Annotated in this window: 16 protein-coding genes and 1 riboswitch; all 16 genes read right to left on the bottom strand. The window is 32.3% G+C overall.

The annotated features are described in order from the left end of the window. Positions 1-157: 157 nt before the first annotated feature. Positions 158-1,066, bottom strand: coding sequence for a 1-phosphofructokinase (gene pfkB / locus N5B56_RS13025; RefSeq protein ID WP_022089154.1), 909 nt, complete (start codon positions 1,064-1,066; stop codon positions 158-160). A gap of 147 nt (positions 1,067-1,213) precedes the next feature. Continuing rightward, a complete protein-coding gene (locus N5B56_RS13020) occupies positions 1,214-1,735 on the bottom strand; it encodes a spore maturation protein (protein ID WP_260979143.1) in 522 nt (173 codons plus the stop codon). A 117-nt stretch (positions 1,736-1,852) separates the two neighbouring features. Beyond that, positions 1,853-3,118: a cation:proton antiporter gene (locus tag N5B56_RS13015; RefSeq protein WP_117910694.1), complete on the bottom strand. Its 1,266-nt coding sequence runs from the start codon at positions 3,116-3,118 to the stop codon at positions 1,853-1,855. Positions 3,119-3,297: 179 nt separating this feature from the next. Then, positions 3,298-3,939 (bottom strand): ECF transporter S component, encoded by a 642-nt coding sequence (locus N5B56_RS13010; protein WP_022089151.1) that lies wholly within the window; start codon positions 3,937-3,939, stop codon positions 3,298-3,300. Beyond that, on the bottom strand, positions 3,906-5,531 hold the full coding sequence (locus N5B56_RS13005) for an ABC transporter ATP-binding protein (protein WP_260979142.1): 1,626 nt from the start codon (positions 5,529-5,531) through the stop codon (positions 3,906-3,908). The genes N5B56_RS13010 and N5B56_RS13005 overlap by 34 nt, the downstream gene beginning before the upstream one ends. After that, positions 5,504-6,400: an energy-coupling factor transporter transmembrane component T gene (locus N5B56_RS13000; RefSeq protein ID WP_260979141.1), complete on the bottom strand. Its 897-nt coding sequence runs from the start codon at positions 6,398-6,400 to the stop codon at positions 5,504-5,506. The genes N5B56_RS13005 and N5B56_RS13000 overlap by 28 nt, the downstream gene beginning before the upstream one ends. Next, positions 6,397-6,900, bottom strand: coding sequence for a DUF4430 domain-containing protein (locus tag N5B56_RS12995; protein WP_260979140.1), 504 nt, complete (start codon positions 6,898-6,900; stop codon positions 6,397-6,399). Before N5B56_RS12995 ends, N5B56_RS13000 begins: the two co-directional genes overlap by 4 nt. Continuing rightward, complete coding sequence (locus N5B56_RS12990; RefSeq protein WP_260979139.1) at positions 6,887-8,395, bottom strand: prenyltransferase/squalene oxidase repeat-containing protein; 1,509 nt, start codon at positions 8,393-8,395, stop codon at positions 6,887-6,889. Before N5B56_RS12990 ends, N5B56_RS12995 begins: the two co-directional genes overlap by 14 nt. Positions 8,396-8,425: 30 nt before the next feature. After that, positions 8,426-9,631, bottom strand: a complete 1,206-nt coding sequence (locus N5B56_RS12985; protein WP_260979138.1) for a hypothetical protein — start codon at positions 9,629-9,631, stop codon at positions 8,426-8,428. A gap of 71 nt (positions 9,632-9,702) precedes the next feature. After that, positions 9,703-10,347 (bottom strand): nucleoside recognition domain-containing protein, encoded by a 645-nt coding sequence (locus N5B56_RS12980; protein ID WP_117910688.1) that lies wholly within the window; start codon positions 10,345-10,347, stop codon positions 9,703-9,705. Positions 10,348-10,416: 69 nt separating this feature from the next. Continuing rightward, positions 10,417-10,878: a 6,7-dimethyl-8-ribityllumazine synthase gene (gene ribH, locus N5B56_RS12975; protein WP_260979137.1), complete on the bottom strand. Its 462-nt coding sequence runs from the start codon at positions 10,876-10,878 to the stop codon at positions 10,417-10,419. A 288-nt stretch (positions 10,879-11,166) separates the two neighbouring features. Next, a complete protein-coding gene (locus N5B56_RS12970) occupies positions 11,167-12,369 on the bottom strand; it encodes a bifunctional 3,4-dihydroxy-2-butanone-4-phosphate synthase/GTP cyclohydrolase II (protein ID WP_313958664.1) in 1,203 nt (400 codons plus the stop codon). A gap of 18 nt (positions 12,370-12,387) precedes the next feature. Beyond that, entirely contained in the window at positions 12,388-13,038 is a 651-nt protein-coding gene (gene ribE, locus N5B56_RS12965; protein ID WP_260979136.1) for a riboflavin synthase, read from the bottom strand. Next, positions 13,020-14,114 carry a bifunctional diaminohydroxyphosphoribosylaminopyrimidine deaminase/5-amino-6-(5-phosphoribosylamino)uracil reductase RibD gene (gene ribD / locus N5B56_RS12960; protein ID WP_260979144.1) on the bottom strand — a complete coding sequence of 365 codons (1,095 nt, stop codon included), beginning with the start codon at positions 14,112-14,114 and terminating at the stop codon, positions 13,020-13,022. The genes ribE and ribD overlap by 19 nt, the downstream gene beginning before the upstream one ends. Before the next feature lie 221 nt (positions 14,115-14,335). Then, a riboswitch (FMN riboswitch) is annotated at positions 14,336-14,492 on the bottom strand. 213 nt (positions 14,493-14,705) lie between these two features. After that, a complete protein-coding gene (locus N5B56_RS12955; RefSeq protein WP_260979135.1) occupies positions 14,706-16,403 on the bottom strand; it encodes an Ig-like domain-containing protein in 1,698 nt (565 codons plus the stop codon). Between the two features lie 120 nt (positions 16,404-16,523). Next, a complete protein-coding gene (locus N5B56_RS12950; RefSeq protein WP_022089139.1) occupies positions 16,524-17,945 on the bottom strand; it encodes an SLC13 family permease in 1,422 nt (473 codons plus the stop codon). Between the last annotated feature and the right edge of the window lie 5 nt (positions 17,946-17,950).

Here is a 17,950-nt window from a genome sequence, read left to right as displayed (position 1 = left end):
TTGTGTACTTTTTTTCTTTCTCTTGCCATAATTAAGGCCTCCTATAATAATAAATTTTATCATAGAAGGCCTATTAATTATATTTAAATATTAATTTACAGAAAAACTTTCACACTCTCATAAAATCTGCCGGACTGTTTTGTAGGTTTATTTTAATTTAAAGTTGGAATGTCTTTCCTAATTCTTCTACTTCTTGTTTTGTTGCAAGATTATCAGAAAATGCACTTGCGCTTCCTGTTAACAAGCCCTTTCTAAGAGCCTCTTTGTATTCGCCACTTTCTAAATAGCCTGCGATAAATCCCGCTACCATTGAATCACCGGCTCCTACAGAATTCTTAACTTTTCCCTTTGGGCATTCACTCTTGTAAACCTGTCCATCTTCTGAAACTAATACTGCACCTTCGCCTGCCATTGAAATTAAAACATTTCTTGCTCCGGCTTCCTGCATTTTCTTTGCATAAGGCACAACTTCATCTCTTGTATTTAATGTAACTCCATATATTTCACCTAATTCATGATTGTTTGGCTTAATAAGAAATGGTTTGTATTTTAAAACATTAACAAGTAAATCTTTTGTTGCATCAACAACTATCTTAATATCTTTTCCCTGTAAGTGTTCCATAATATCACTGTACATTGTTTCAGGCATTACTGATGGTATACTTCCTGCTAAAACTAAAATATCCCCATCCTGAATTTTGTCTAATTTCTCATATAACGCATCAATATCGTCCTGTTTTATTCCAGGGCCCATACCATTTATTTCACTTTCTTTCTGAGCTCTGATTTTAACATTTATTCTTGTTATACCTTCATTAACTTTTATGAAGTCAGCATTTACACCATTTGCTGTAAGCATTCCCTGAACACTGTCGCCTGTAAATCCTGCCAAAAATCCTAAAGCTGTATTTTCAAATCCAAGATTACTAAGTACCATTGAAACATTAATTCCTTTTCCACCAGGGAACATTAACTCCTCAGATGTTCTGTTTACAAATCCCTCTTTGAAATCTTCTACTGTTACTATGTAATCAATAGAAGGATTAAATGTAACCGTATAAATCATAGATGCACCTCCGAATTTATTACTATATTTCATATACACAGACTATTCGTCCTACCACTATTTATTACATTATAATTTTATATTTTTTTCATTTCAACTTGTCTCTAATATTAATTTTGCACTAAGTTTAGTTAAATTATTTATCAGCTACATTAATTTAGCTACCATTACACTTGCAATTGTTCCGGCAAGAGTGGCAAATAATGCTCCCGGAAGAGTCCATCTTGTCTTTGTTACCTTTGCAGTCATAAAATAAACCGACATCGTGTAAAAAACCGTTTCTGTACTACTCAATATGATTGAAGCTACATTTGCAATATATGAATCTACTCCATATTTTTTATAAACATCAAGAAGCATTCCTGTTGCTGCCGAAGACGAAAATATTTTTACTATATTTAACGGCACTAACTCTCCCGGAAATCCAATATATTTTGTTACTTTTCCAATCTGTTTGCCACAAAAGTCCATTGTTCCTGACTCTCTAAGCATTCCTACCGCCACCATTAACCCTATTAAAGTCGGCATAACTTTTATTACTGTCGCAAATCCATCTTTTGCCCCATCTACAAAATCAATGTACACTTTCGTTTTTTTCTTTAATCCATATAAAACTATTATTAATATTAAAATGGGAATTATGTAATTAGACAATGTTGCAATATTCACTTAGCACCTGCCATTTTATTTTTATAAATAATATGAATTTTACATAAAAAAAATGCCATAGCCTAACCATTTGATTAAGCTATGACATTTCATGTATTAAAATCCATTATGTCAATTTTAATTATCCTGTTTTTCACCTGTTCTGTATTCATCAATCTTCTTGTAATTATCTGCAAGTGATACTTCTCCTTCAATAGGGATAATTTCCTTATTGAATACAGGTTTTAATAAAATAGGTGTAATGATTGTTGTAATAACAACGACTATAATAATTGGTCCCATAATATTGTTACTCATAAGACCTACTGCCGCACCTTTGCTGGCTACGATTAAGGCAACTTCACCTCTTGAAATCATACCAACACCAATTCTAAGTGCCTGATAATTCTTGTATCCGCAAACCTTTGCGCCAAGTCCACAACCGATAATCTTTGTTAACAATGCAACTATTGTTATTACTGCTGCAAATGCAATGATTGCAGGTCCCATCTTTGGAAGTTCAACCTTAAGACCGATACTTGCAAAGAAAATTGGGCTTAAAAGCAAATATGATAATACATCAAATTTTGATGCGATGAACTGATCTTTCTGAGTCATTGATATAATTAAGCCTGCGAAGAATGCACCTGTAATATCTGCAACTCCAAAGAAATGTTCTGCACAAAATGCCATTACAAGGCAGATAACGAATGCAATAATTGCATGTCTGTGCATTCCTTTACCACTAATTTCACACCATTTCTTAAATGCATAATAAACAATAACTCCGACAACTCCGCAAAATACGAAGAATAATACTATCTTAAATAAAACAACTGCAATATTTACTGATGTGTCAGCTAAGCTTGTTACAATTGTAAGAGCTATGATACCTAAAATATCATCGATAATGGCAGCTCCAAGAATTGCATTTCCTGATTTAGTTTTTAATTTACCTAATTCTTTTAAAGTTTCAACTGTAATACTTACAGAAGTTGCTGTTAAAATTACACCAATAAATACTGACTGTAAAAATACTGAACTTGTAACATCTGATGTATCAATATATCCATTATTAATGAATAAATATGCAACACCACCACCAACAACTAAAGGAACTATAACACCTAAAAGTGCTATTACAAATGAAGCTTTTCCACTTCGTTTAAGTTCTTCAATGTCAGTTTCCATACCTGCACAGAACATAAGAACAATTACACCTAATTCTGCCATATTCTGTATCATGTCTGTTTCTGTTAACACTCCTACACATGCAGGTCCTAAAATAACACCGGCCAAAAGAGCACCAACAACCTGTGGCATATTAACTTTCTTTGTGAAGAGACCAAGAATCTTTGTACTAGCTAGAATAATAGCTATGTCTAAAAGAAATTTGTAATCCATTTTTCCTACCTCTTTTCTCATTAGTTTCTTATATACGAAACAAAAATATAGTGCGAAGTATCACTATGTACATCTTCGCACCACGTTTATTTTAACACTTTGTTTACAAATGTCAATCATATTTATTTTACTTGTTTTTGTGTTATTTTTACTCGTTTTTTATAAATACTTTTTGCTACTTATTTTACATACATTCCGTATTTAATGTTAACTCTATCAATCTTTTTTAGCATCGGAATTAACATAAACCATAAAAATATAAAAGTTGATATACCATGTATTACATTCATAATAAATCCTGCAGTATAAGCTGTTATAAAAGCCTGAACACTTGGACTGTCTGTAGACATAAGAACTGTTGCCGTATCCATAATAACACCATAAACAACTATTGTTGCAAGCATCCCCATAAAACAAATAAAATTTTTTTGCTTCTTAGGAATATAACTTCCCACATTCCTTTTACTGTATGCAATCCCAAAAATATATCCTAAAAGTCCAAATGCTACCATTTGCCATGGTGTCCAGGGACCCTGACCCATAAAAAAATTTGACACAAATGCCGTCATGGCTCCTGTTAAAAATCCTGCCTTCTTACCTAATGCAATTCCTGTAATAATTATAATTGCAGCGCAAGGTTTTACCTGTGGAGTCATGTAAAAAATAACTCTTCCGATAACTGCAAAACTAATCATGCACACAAGCATTACTATTTCTCTTGCCCTCGGTTTTCTTTTTTCAAATCCTAACGCAAATACAACAAATGAAATAAGTATAATTAATAAACCTACTCCGTAATAGAACCGGCTGTCATTGACCATACCACTTCCTCCTTTGTAATTGCTTTTTCAATTAATTCTCCTGCCATTTTATGAGAAACTGTTGTGTAAAATCTGTTTGTGCAAATCATTTCTCTTATACTGCTTTCTGAAATAATTTTTCCTTGGAAAAACATAGCACATCTGTCTCCATATTCTGCACAAAATTCCACGTCATGACTTACTATTACAATCGTCTTTCCCTGTTTTTTTAAATCAAGAATTATTTTTCCCATTTCTTTTTTATAAATTACATCAATTCCTTTTGTTGGTTCATCTAAAAGTAAAATATCAGGATTACACAACAACACCTTTGCCATTGCAAGCTTTTGCTGCTCGCCTCCACTCAAATCATATGGATGTGTTTTTTCATATTTATCCAGATTTAGTTTTGTTAAAATATCTTTATTTCCATCAACCTCATCTATAACCGTGTCATGAAGGAACATTGTCTGGACATTCTGTGGCATGTACACAATTTTGCCATTTATTTTTACTTGTCCTCTATATTGCTTCAATATTCCACACAATATTTTGATTAATGTTGATTTTCCTGCACCGTTTCCTCCTAATATGCAGTAAATCTGCTCATTTTCTATATTAACACTAATCCCCTTAATTATATCTGCTCCATCACGTTCATATCTGAACCATATGTTTTTTCCACTGATTGCAATGTCTTTCGCAGATTTATTTTTATCTTTATTCTCATACTCTAAGTTGATTAATCTATTTTGTTTTGCTATATTTTCTTTTATTATCTGATTTTGGTTTACATAATTCTCAATCCATTTTCTTCCCTGACCTACTGTAAGTGGAATATTTTCAGATAATTCTCCAATCTCTTTATAAATTTGAGCCGGTATAGGCATAAATTGAAATTCTTCTGTATTATAAAGTTTATCTGCGACTTTATAACTATTGTCATCAGCTAAAATTTCTCCATTTTTCATAACTACGGCTTTACTGCAAACAGGTAACAACTGGTCTAGTCTATGTTCAGAAATAATAACCGTAGTTCCAAGTTCATCATTTATTTTATGTAACATCTGAATAAATTTTTCTGCCGCTATAGGGTCTAACTGAGCTGTAGGTTCGTCTAAAATTATTACTTTAGGCTGCATTGTCATAACTGCCGCCAGATTAAGTAACTGTTTTTGTCCGCCTGAAAGGCTGTTTGTCGTCCTTTCATATAATTTTGCTATTCCAAAATATTCTGCTGTCTCGCCAATTCTTGCCCCTATTTCTTCTCTTGCCATTCCCATGTTTTCCAAACCAAATGCAAGCTCATGCCATACTTTGTCCGTTACAATCTGCTGTTGAGGATTCTGCATTACAAATCCAATTTTCATTGCCTGAGTTCTTTCATCAACTTCTTCAATTTTTTTATTTTCAAATAAGACTTCCCCAGCTTTGTCTCCATTTGGAGTAAGTACACTTTTTAAACATCTGAGCAATGTCGTCTTTCCACAGCCTGATTTTCCACATACAACAACAAAATCACCATTTTCTATATTTAATGAAACATTTTTTAAACATGAAGAATCTGCCATAGCATATTTAAATGTTAAATTTTTGATTTCAATCTGAGCCATCTTATCTCCTCCATAATATTTATTAAAATTGGTGTTGCGCAAAGTGCTGAATATGTTATGTAAACCAACGTTGCATACTTATTTTCTTCTATATAAAGCATCGGATAGTAGTGTGTTTTGACACATCCAAATATACACCCTAAAACTACAATTCCGCCCAAAAATATAATCCATATCAAGGCGATTATGTCCCTTAATGTTAATTTATAATTATTAAAATTTGTCCTTCTCTTTACTCCGTAGCCTCTTGATGCCATCGAATCAGCCGTATCCACTGAATTTTCCAATGCCCATGTTGCTGTAATTGAGAAATTTTTCACCTGCATTTTTACTTTTCGAATAAAATTCATTTTGTTAATATCACTTCCATTTGCAACTGCCATAACTCTATTTACATCCGAAGTTTCTTTTGCATGAGCCACAAATGCCGGTACAAATTTTAATACCATTGAAAAAATTAAAGCAAGCGTAGGTACTATCTTCCCAAATACAGCCATAATTTTATCTTCCGTTACTATTTTTTGAAATGTAAAAATCCAAATCATTACCGTAACTAAAATTCCTGCTGCAAACATTCCATATATAATAGATTCCAAAGTGACTGCATTTCCTGTTGGCAAAAAGAATAGCACCGTCATTCCTCTATGAGAAAAAAGAGGGTTTATCAGCCCTGCAAAAATAAACAAGCCTAATAACCCTGTTAACTTTTTTATTTTTTTGTTTTTGTATACAATTACAAAATAAACCGTGGCAAATAAAAAAGAAATGAATAGCATAATCGGATGATTCACAAACATAGTAATTCCCAATATAAATGCGTAAAATAATATATTTACTACCGGGTGAAATCTTCCGAATTCTTCTCTCATTTCTTTTCTATATCCTCTCCTAAATTACATGTATATTGAAATTTTATTTCATCATTTTCTTTAATCTTGTACTCACTGCAACTTACATTTGGTACATCTCCATTTACAGTATACATCCAACCTGACTGTTTTCCACAGTCAAATTCGTATAAATTGTTAATCCCTTCTATATATACACTTTTTGTTGCCGGAGTTATGCTACTTTCTATCAATATCCCTGCATTTTTTAATTCTCTCTCTAAAATATCAAAGCAGGATTCCCCTTCTGTAAATTTAACTTCCTTTGTCTCATATATCACGCCATCTTTTGGTTGTACTTTTCGTATATTATCCTGTAATTTGTCACTATTTATTGCATTTATACAAGTCACATACAAAGTACATTTTTGTGTTGCCTTTTCAGATTTTACACTTTTACTATTTCCACAGCCCCACAAGGAAAATGTCATAAGTATTGTAATTATACATATGCTTAATTTTCTCAAATTAGTTTTGTTCATCTTTATTTGTCACTCTTTTCTTCTTATATTTATAAATATCATATCCAAATTTTCCGGCTATACCACAACATATTCCAAAAATCAGTATAATATAAGGTCTTCTATTTTTGTGTTTTGTTTCTTTAGTAACATTTTCTTTATTATTAACTGAATTTTTATTTTCTGTTTCTTCTATATTATTGTCTGTAGCTATCTTATTTTCTTCATCATTTTTTTCTAAAACATCTGTAGCATTTTCTAAGTTATCTGTAGTATTAGTATTTTCTTCCGTTTCTACATTATTATCTTTTCTATTCTTAGAATCATTATTTTCTCTATTGTCGTTATCATCGCTATTATTTAACGTATTTCCATTTGATTTACTATTATTTTTTGAATTTGATGATGCATTCCTTTTTGTGTTTTTACTTGTGGAATTGTTTTTATCGTTGTTATTTGCATCATTCTTATTTTTATCAGACGCACTACTTTTTGTTTCTTCTTTATTATCTGCCTTAGTTGTTTCTACCTTTGTATTTTCTATTTTAATAATTCCATCACTCATATCATAGAGTCTGTTCATTCCTGATATACTTCTGTAATAAGCTGTTATTGCATACATTGCCTGGTCTGTAGACATTTGATTTGCGCCTTTTCCCTTCGTATGGCAAAAAGCACCATTATCTTTATAAAATGTCATTAAACCGTCATATACGGTTTTGCCGTTTTTCACAAATCTGCTATCATCAATTTTTATTCTCATTTCAGATAATGCAGTTAAAACCTGTGCTGTACTTTCACAGTTTGAGTCACTTGTATTTCCATATGCCCCATCAGATTTCTGTAAAGTGCTAAGAATTGCAAGTCCTTTATCAATGCTTTCTTTTACATTTTGTTTTTCATTATAGTATGGAGCAAGTGCCTGAATAACCATGGCAGTCACATCAACATCTGCTTCTGTCCCCATATAATTCCATCCGCCATTGTTCAGTTGTTGTTTTACTAAGAAATCAATTAACTTATTTCTTGTTGTCTGTTTTCCTGTCGTTGCGTCCGGAATTTCATAATTGCCACAATCAAAAGCCATAAGTGTGTAAGCAGCTCCATTTACACCTTGTATCATTATATTTTCAAATGTTGCAAGAGGCTGTAATAAATTGTATCCCGAAAAATTCTGAGGATTTTTTTGAATAGCAGTTAATGCAATAATTGTTCTTGCATATTCGGTATATTTTCTTGTTGATAAAATTCCTTTGTTATCTGCAACTGTTTTTGATACATTGCTTACATATTTTTCTATATATTCATCTTTAATATTTCCACATCTGGCAAGTCCAAACACCGTCCATTCTCCGCCTACGCTTCCATACGTCGGATTCTTTACCGTATTCATCTGATAATATGAAATTTTATTTATTGTGTTTTCTATATCATCCTTTGACGGTGTCTGACTTCCCATAACTGAAGTTGAGACACACATAAAGAATATTGCAATTGTTGCTAATAATTTTTTCATGTGTTTCCTCTTGTTTAATATAAATATTTATTACTTAATTTTTACTGATTTAACTTTGCTCCATTTTCCATAAACCCTTACTTTATTTACTGTTTTGTAAGCTCTTACTTTAACGTAGCATTTCTGATTTTTCTTAAATTTCTTTGTTATTAAAACATTCTTTTTAGTAGTCTTTACAATTACTGTTCCTTTTTTGAAATTCTTTGTTGAAGAGTATTTGTACTGATATCCTTCTGCACCTGCAATTTTCTTAATTGAAATTTTTGCTTTTCCTGCTTTTACTTTCTTTACTGAGTTTACAGTTGCTTTTCCTAATGTCTGTATTTCTGTTGTTATAGGCTGAATTGTTGTTGTAGGTTGCACTGCTGTTGTAGGCTGAATTGTTGTTGTAGGTTGCACTGTTGTCGCATCCTGCACTGTAGTTGTTTCGTTTTCAGCTTTCTTCAATTCTGCAACCACCTCATCAACTTCATCCTGAGTTGCCATCAATTTTGTTGCAACTTTAATTGCATTTTCATACGCAGTTTTAACATTTTCATTATTCATCCATACTGCTTTATTTTTATTAATTTTTGCTAATTCTTTTGTCAGAGTTGTTTTATCGGCAACCTTTAATGGTTCCATTCCTGCATAATTGCTTAATCCAACATCTGCTCCCCATCCATATACTGAAAACTGATATCTGATTACATCACCATCTTTTACAATATCTGCCGGTGTAAGATTTCCATTATCATTATCTCCGTTTACAGAAATCATCCATCCAGCCATACTATTATATGAATATTCTCCTAAACCATTGTTTGGCTGTGTATTACCATCATTTTTTTCATTTGACGGAGCTGAATATGATGTTGTATAAGTTTCTCCTTCATACTCATATGAACTTTCATAAGAAGGCATTTTTGCTATTTCTTCCGGTATGTCAATAATTCCTGTATCAGCATTCTCTATGCTTTGCAAATATAAATATCCATAGTCTTTTGAACCTGTATATTTAATTTCTTTTTCATTCATTACTTTCTCAAATACATCAGATATTGTCATATCGTCACTAACTTCAACGCTTACAGGCTCAACTACATAACCCTGTCCAATTGTAAACTTTTCTACTGAAAAAGTTACTGTTTTATTTGTTTCCTGTGCCTGAATCTTGTTATAACCTACTGTTGCAATACTTGTTGTCATTGAGACTGCAATTGCTATCGCCATTGCTTTTTTTACTGTATTTCTCATTGTCATTTCCTCCATGTATAATTAATCAACTAATTTTATAATAATCAATTAGTTATGTCAAACGATTGACATTACTCTCTACTCATTATTTTACACCACAATATCCCTGCTCCTGTGCTGAAACTTGTTGCAATAATTGCCGGAAGCACAACTGCTGACGGATTTACTGCACCATATTGACTTCTATACGCAATAATGTTTACAGGAATAATTTGAAGTGAAGAAATATTTAATACTAAAAAAGTGCACATTTCATCAGTTGCAATATGCTTTGGAAATGTACACTTTCTTTTTCTTTGCCTCTTTATCTCTGATTTATTTTCACTTAATACGTATCCACTCTGTTCTAATGGATTTTCTGCCAATGCCTCCATTGCTTTTAGTCCTGCCGGTGTTGCCGCCCATCCCAAGCCTAATATATTTGCAATTATATTAGTTACTATCGGTTCTCTTGCATTATGGTTATGAGGCAGACCCGGAAACAGCCACATAATAATCGGTTCAAGTATTTTTTCCAGTTTTTTTATCATTCCACTTTTAGAAGCCACGTTCATAAATCCCATCCACATGCTCATAATTCCAAGCATTGTAATGCACATACTCACAGCCTCTTTTGTGGATTCTATTGCTCCATTTCCTACCTGTTCCATCCTGCCTGTTGCCATTCCATAAAGCACTGACAATATAATCATTCCTGCCCAAATATAATTTAGCACTTAATTTTTCCTTTTATTATTAAATGAATTATTATATTTTACGCAAGCCTACCATAATAATTACATAATTTACAGCATGCGATTTAAATTTGCCATTTCAATTGCTGAGCATGCAACATCAAATCCTTTATTTCCTGCTTTTGTTCCTGCCCTTTCTATTGCCTGTTCAATATTGTCTGTTGTTAATACACCAAACATTGTAGGTACTCCGGTTTCCATTCCAACCATTGCAATTCCTTTACTTACCTCTGCGCATACATAATCATAATGATCTGTTGAGCCTTTAATTACTGCTCCTAAGCATAAAATTGCATCATATTTTCCTGACTGAGCCATTTTCTTTGCTATTACAGGTATTTCAAAAGCGCCCGGAACCCATGCTAATGTAATATCATCATCTTTAACTCCATGTCGCACGCATGCATCTTCTGCACCGCTTACAAGTTTATTTACAATAAACTCATTAAATCTTGCTGCTACAATACCAATTTTTAATCCTTCTGCTACTAATTTTCCTTCTAAAGTTCTCATTTTAAATCTCCTCTTGTATAATATATTTTGATGTCAGTTTTTTAAAGTATGGTTTAAATTATAAGTTCTGACATTATTACACTTAACACTAAATTGCTTATACCAGATTTCTTAAATTTAAAAGAAATAGCATTTGTCGCCGTCGGTTCAAAGCTTTGGTGCATAGCCTGACTTGAAACTGTAAGTTACAAAGTCAGGCTGTGTGCTAAAACTTTAGAACCGCTACGAGCGACAAGCAGCGCGAGCGTTATTTCGTTAAATTTAAGAAATCGGGTTCAGCAAATAATCTTAGTAAGTTGTCATATGTGCCATTCTTAACTGCTTTGTTCTCAAATAATATTCATCATATTTTTGTGGCTCTATCTGTATTGGAACTCTCTCTACTATTTCGATTCCATATCCTGACAAGCCTGTAATTTTTGCCGGATTATTTGTCATAATTCTTAATTTTTTTGCTCCAAGGTCTGCCAAAATCTGTGCTCCCATTCCATAGCTTCTCATATCTGCCGGAAATCCTAGTTTTAGATTTGCATCTACTGTATCTAGTCCCTGTTCCTGAAGCTCATATGCCTTAAGTTTATTTATTAATCCTATTCCTCTTCCTTCCTGTCTTAAGTAAAGTATTATTCCTCTTCCCTCTTTTGCAACCATCTCCATTGCTTTCTCAAGCTGTTGTCCACAATCGCATCTTTTAGAACCAAATACATCTCCTGTAAGACATTCCGAATGTACTCTGCAAAGAACAGGCTCTCCATTTCCTACATCTCCCATAGTTAATGCAACATGATGTTCCCCTGTTGTTTTATTTTGATAACCCACGATATTAAAGTTCCCATATTTCGTTGGCATCTTTGCAACTGCTTCTCTTTTTACTGAACTGTCTCTTTCCATTCTGTATTTAACCAAATCAGCAATTGTAATTACCGTAAGATTATGTTCCTGTGCAAATTCAAGAAGTTCTGTTGTTCTCATCATTGTTCCATCTTCTCTCATTATTTCACAGCATAATCCACAAGGTTTAAGTCCTGCTAATTTTACAATATCAACTGTAGCTTCTGTATGACCTGTTCTTTCTAATACTCCTGCTTTTTTTGCTTTAAGTGGAAACATATGGCCCGGTCTTCTAAAATCTTCAGGTTTTGCATTATCATCTACAATTGCTCTCGCCGTAATTCCTCTTTCGACCGCTGATATTCCTGTTGTGGTTGATACATGGTCAATCGAAACGGTAAACGCTGTACAATGATTATCAGTATTTACTTTTACCATTTGTTCCAAATCAAGTTTTTCACAAAGTTCTTCTTCCATAGGCATGCAAATAAGTCCTTTTGCATAACTTGCCATAAAATTTACATTTTCGGTTGTTGCAAATTCTGCTGCACATACCAAATCCCCCTCATTTTCTCTATCAGGGTCATCTATTACTAAAATAACTTTTCCTTCTTTTATATCCTTAATTGCTTCTTCTATTGTTCCTATTATTTTACTCATTTTATATTCCTTCTTTCTTTAAAATCCATTTTCTATCAAATAGTTTTCTGTAATTTTTGATTTTTTTTGCTCATTTTTATTAGAAAAATTCAATAGCTTTTCTACATATTTTCCTATAATGTCACACTCAAGATTTACTATATCTCCAACATTTCTGTATTTTAAATTTGTGCTTATCCTTGTGTGTGGTATTGTGGATACTTTAAATCCTTTTTTATCAACATAAGCGACTGTAAGACTTATTCCATCAATTGATATTGACCCTTTTTCAACCACATATTTTATAATTTCATCATCTGCCAAAATTTCATACCATACTGCATTTTTATCTTCACGTATACTTCCTATTATCCCGGTTCCATCTATATGACCACTAACGATGTGTCCTCCAAATCGTCCATCTGCTGCCATAGCTCTTTCAAGATTTACACATGTACCTTTTTTGCTTCCATTTAAACCGGTTCTTTTTAACGTTTCTGACATCACATCCGCTTCAAATCCATTTTTCCACATTTTTGTGACTGTAAGGCAAATGCCGTTAACTGCTATGCTGTCTCCAACTACTGTTTTTTCTAAAACCTTTTCACATTTAATTCCAATCTGATATTTCTCACTATTGCTGTTAACGTATTCTATCTGACCGGTTTCCTCTATAATTCCTGTAAACATTGACTACCTCTTTTCAAATATCCGGTTAACATAATATCGTTTCCTAATTTTTGAATTTCCATATTTTCTATGTTGTAAGCTTCCATCATTTTTTCTACGCCTTTTCCTTCAATTGGTGATTTAGCATCAGCTCCACCTACAATTTTAGGTGCTATAAAACAACAGATTTTATTTACAATATTTTCTTTTAATGCCTGCGCGTTAAGTGTTCCACCACCTTCAAGCAATATACTGTCTATCCCTTTCTCACCTAATGTTTTCATAAGTTCTGATAAATTAACTCTTCCTTTCCTTTTCTGCCTTACGACTTCAACCCCACATTCTTCTAAATATTTTTGTTTATCTGTATCAGCCTCATTTGTGCAAACAACTATTGTTTGTATTTTATTTGCCGTATTAACAATATTACTTTCAAATGGTATTCTTAAATTTGAATCGCATATTACTCTTATCGGGTCGACATTTTCCTCTATTCGGCAATTTAACATCGGATTGTCTTCTAGTACTGTATTAATTCCAACCATTATTCCCATATACTGCTTTCGCATTTTTTGAACTGTCTCTCTTGCGTCTTTACCTGTAACCCATTTTGAATCTCCATTTTCACATGCAATTTTTCCATCCATAGTCATAGCATATTTCATTACAACATAAGGTGTTTTGTTTGTAATATAGTGAAAAAATACTTCGTTTAACTTGTCACATTCATCTTTTAAAATTCCACACTTAACTTCAATTCCGTGTTCTTTTAAAATCTTCACGCCCTTTCCTTCTACAAGCTTATTTGGATCTATGCTTCCCACATAAACTTTTTTTATCTTTTTTTCTATAATAATTTCCGTACATGGTGGTGTTTTTCCATAATGACAACACGGCTCAAGCGTTACATAAAGTTCTGCTCCTGTTGTATCTTCTTTGCAATTTGTAAGTGCATTTCGTTCTGCGTGAAATCCACCTATTTTTTTGTGATAACCCTCCGCAATAATTTTGTCATTCTTAACCACAACACATCCTACAATAGGATTTGGATTTGTATAACCTATACCTTTTTTTGCTAATTCAATTGCTCTTTTCATGTATTTTGGGTTCAAAAAAAGCCTCCTTTCATTCAAAGGGGCTTTCACACAAATACAAAATGTATATTATTCTGTTCATTACATATTCCTAATTGCGTATGGTTATTAGTAATTTATTATCAAAATCTTAATCCGATTAATTGTTATGTAAACTACATATCATTTAAATACATTTCTAAAAATCAGATTAATTTTATTCCTGATAAAGAACAATTACATTATCTATTCTTCTCCCATCCAGACTATACTGTCGGTTTTGGATTCTCACCAAATCAGCTGCTTTCGCAGGTCACGGACTCGTGCATCTTTACGCTCTGTACACTTACCGTCGGTTGGGAATTTATGCGTTATGCATATCACCCTGCCCCGAAGAATTTCTATTTAATTTCTGCTTAAAGTATAGTCACCTGTTTTTTATTTGTCAACAAAATTTCCAACAAACTATTTTTATTAAATATTTTTTTAATTTATATTTGCTAAATTTTTTGGGCATAAAAAGCCTCTAAAATAACAGATTTTTGTATATAATCTGCACATTTTAGAGGTCTTTATAATTAATTTTTATAATTTGCTAATATTCTTAAAACTTTATTATTTAACTTTTATGTTATACTCTGCTGTTTTATCACTGTTAAGTTTGCTATTTGAATATATCGCCTGTATTTTGTAAGAATAAGTTTTATTTTTCTTAATATTTTTATCTATGTATTTTGCCTGAGTAGTTGTTGCGACTCTTTTAAATACCTTTTTGCCTTCCTTTTTGCGGAATACATAATATTTAGTGGCATTTTTATTTTTACTCCATTTTACATTTACACGATATACTTTCTTTTTCTTAACTTTTCTTACCTTTTTTGTCAACTTTACATTACTTGGTGTCTTTAACTTTACACGCACATAACGTTCTGACTTAATTCCGCTTGTAGTTACAGCAGTTATTTTTGCTATGCCTACTTTTTTGGCCTGTATATTTCCCTGTGCATCAACAGAAACTATATCCGGATAATTACTCTTCCATGTAATTGTATCTGTTGTATCATCAGGTGCTATCGTAGTAGTATATTTTCCTACATATCCCTTTACAACTTTTAAAATCTTGCTTTCATTAATGTTAAAAGCTATTGATGGCTGTTTTACATCAATTGTTGAATAGCATATTAAACCGCTGTCTGTTGTTGACATTACCTGATATTTTCCAGCCTTTAATGCAGTAAATTCACCTGTAATTCTGTTAATTGAAATACTGTTTGCATCAACAGCATCCCACATTATTTTATTTGTATATGTTGGTGTAGTATCTTTCTTATCAGTAACTGTTGTCTCTTTTTCATCTGAGGTTTTTGTTACATCTTCTGTTTTTTTAGTAGTATCTTCTGTAGTATCTGATTCATCTGTCTGAGTTGATGTAAATGTTGCTGTCAATTTAGAATTTTGTCCCTTACTTACTGTTGTATAATAACTATCTACTTTTAATCTGCTGTCTGCAATTTTCTGCATTATAAGGGCATTTTCCATTGAAACTTTTGATATTAAATTATCTTTATCATATTCACTATTTGGTAAATATTTATTTCCATATGGACTTCTGTCAAATATTGTATTGTAAATAGTACATGCTGCCAAATAACTTCCTGTTACTGATGGATGAAGATTATCTGTTTTATACATTGTAATTTTAGGATAATCCTGCATTACTCTCATAAAGTTAGTTCCTGATGCTGCAACAAGTCCATCATATTCATCAGCTATTTTAAAGTTATTTCTTGTTAAAATCTGTTCAATCTGAAAATCTGATAAAAACAATGATAATGAATCTACTTTAAATGTGCTTCCAATATTATTTGGCTGTGTTGCATATATAACCATTTTTGCTCCGGCATTATGTATTAAAGTGTATAGAGTATTAACTGCTGCTTCTGCCTCTTCTTCTTTTTCTACTAAAACTGCCCTGTTTTCCTGTAATACTACATAATCCCATGTATTATTTGTTAATGCCTGATAAACCTGACTTCCATACATGTTAGTCTTATCTGCAAACTGGCTAAGTTTGTATCCTGGTGATGTAATCGATGTAACTTCACAATTTATTTTATCTGCATCACAAAGTCCTTTAAACATTTTTGGCATATCATTGTAATATGTATGACTGTTTCCTACAAACAATATTTTATATGTTTTCTGTGTAAATTGAACATCATCGGCGTATACGTTATTACTTACTGCCACAAAATATAACATCATAATTACACCGAACAATATTTTACTATATTTTCTAAATCTGGTTTTCATTTCGTTGCTCCTCGTCTAACATGTATTGCCTCTCTATCTAGTCGGCGACTAGTTATTGGAAACATTATTAAATATAAACTTCATTAATTTAGTTTCCATCTTAAGTTAATCTGTAAATATTTACGTTGTACTAAATGCCGGCCAATATTTTAACAATAATGAGCATACTATTGTCATTGCTATTATAATGATTACTGTCATTTTCCAACCCTCTTTAAGCATATACTTTGGCTGTAAACCATATCCAACAGGTATTGCTCTGATTGATGTTGGTAACATATAAGATAAATTTACTCCTACTGATGCAATGTAAACGTAAGGTATTGGATTTAAATTCATTCCCTTTACTATAGATATAACTATAGGTATTGCAACTGCTGCAGTTGCTGTATTTGATGTTACATCAGACATAAGTAAAGTTACTGTTATAATTACAAATACTGTTGTAACTCCACCTGTAAGTCCCATTCCTGAAACCAATTCACCAATCCTTTCTGCTGCACCTGATTCATTTATTAATGTTCCTACTGCAAGACCACCTGCAAAAATGTAAATCATTTCCCAAATAATTTTTGTCTGAACTGATTTCCAGAGCATAAGTCTTTCTCCATCAGAACGTGTTATTAAGAATGATAAAATTGCACAAATAATAAATACATATGCCGGTTTTAATCCTGGTAATAATGTCTGATAGAACTGTCTTGTGAATGCAAGTATTGTTGCTACTGCAAATAATCCAAGAGAAATCTTCTCTTCTATGCTCATTGGTGGGAATTTTTTATATTCATTTCTAAAATATTCTTTTGATCCACCAAGGCTTTCTGATTTTTTAACATCCCTAATCATGAAAACAATGTTAATAACAAGTAATGTAATCATAATTGGTAAGAAACGGATTACCCATGAAATATACATGTATTCTTTTCCTGTAAGCTGCTGTAAATAATCAACAGTTACAAGATTCATTGCTCCACCAAGTGGTGATGTCAATCCTCCAAGTCCTGCACCGTAAGCTATGTATAATAATAATTTTGAACCAATTCTACTATGTTCAATATCACCCTCACCTATGTACTTTAACATCGAAACTGCAATAGGTGTAATTGTTGCACATACTACTGCATTTGGTAAAATTGCAGATAATACTGTAGATAACATAAACCAGAAAATTAACTGAATTCTTAAGTTATCACCAATTAATCCAAGTAATGATGCTGCAATTCTTTTATCAAGTCCTGTTTCTTCCCAAGATACAGTCAATATTGATGCTCCAAGTAATAATAAAATTGTCTCAGATGCATAATTTGATATTACTGCAGACATATCGCACATAGTGACAATAGCATTTATTGCTATTGGTAAAAATGCTGTTACTGCATAATCGATAGGCGCTGTTACCCACCAAAATGCCATCCATGCAACCGTTCCTATTGCTGCTCTTTCAGCTAAAGCCGGAAATGCACTCTCCGGTATTGCTAAACAACATAAAACAAATAATAATGGTCCTATTAATAAATAAATACGCTGTTTTGTCTTTGTCATTTTAA

This window comes from Eubacterium album (assembly GCF_025336545.1).
Classification (GTDB): domain Bacteria; phylum Bacillota; class Clostridia; order Lachnospirales; family Lachnospiraceae; genus Eubacterium_U; species Eubacterium_U album.
Note: the sequence above shows the minus strand (reverse complement) of the source record. Positions and strands in the feature narration are given on the sequence as shown.

Coding starts and splice junctions, on each gene's coding strand:
- pfkB (WP_022089154.1), bottom strand. CDS start 1,066: ATGATTTATACGGTTACATTTAATCCTTCTATTGATTACATAGTAACA.
- N5B56_RS13015 (WP_117910694.1), bottom strand. CDS start 3,118: ATGGATTACAAATTTCTTTTAGACATAGCTATTATTCTAGCTAGTACA.
- N5B56_RS13010 (WP_022089151.1), bottom strand. CDS start 3,939: ATGGTCAATGACAGCCGGTTCTATTACGGAGTAGGTTTATTAATTATA.
- N5B56_RS13005 (WP_260979142.1), bottom strand. CDS start 5,531: ATGGCTCAGATTGAAATCAAAAATTTAACATTTAAATATGCTATGGCA.
- N5B56_RS13000 (WP_260979141.1), bottom strand. CDS start 6,400: ATGAGAGAAGAATTCGGAAGATTTCACCCGGTAGTAAATATATTATTT.
- N5B56_RS12995 (WP_260979140.1), bottom strand. CDS start 6,900: ATGAACAAAACTAATTTGAGAAAATTAAGCATATGTATAATTACAATA.
- N5B56_RS12990 (WP_260979139.1), bottom strand. CDS start 8,395: ATGAAAAAATTATTAGCAACAATTGCAATATTCTTTATGTGTGTCTCA.
- N5B56_RS12985 (WP_260979138.1), bottom strand. CDS start 9,631: ATGAGAAATACAGTAAAAAAAGCAATGGCGATAGCAATTGCAGTCTCA.
- ribH (WP_260979137.1), bottom strand. CDS start 10,878: ATGAGAACTTTAGAAGGAAAATTAGTAGCAGAAGGATTAAAAATTGGT.
- N5B56_RS12970 (WP_313958664.1), bottom strand. CDS start 12,369: ATGAGTAAAATAATAGGAACAATAGAAGAAGCAATTAAGGATATAAAA.
- ribE (WP_260979136.1), bottom strand. CDS start 13,038: ATGTTTACAGGAATTATAGAGGAAACCGGTCAGATAGAATACGTTAAC.
- ribD (WP_260979144.1), bottom strand. CDS start 14,114: ATGAAAAGAGCAATTGAATTAGCAAAAAAAGGTATAGGTTATACAAAT.
- N5B56_RS12955 (WP_260979135.1), bottom strand. CDS start 16,403: ATGAAAACCAGATTTAGAAAATATAGTAAAATATTGTTCGGTGTAATT.
- N5B56_RS12950 (WP_022089139.1), bottom strand. CDS start 17,945: ATGACAAAGACAAAACAGCGTATTTATTTATTAATAGGACCATTATTA.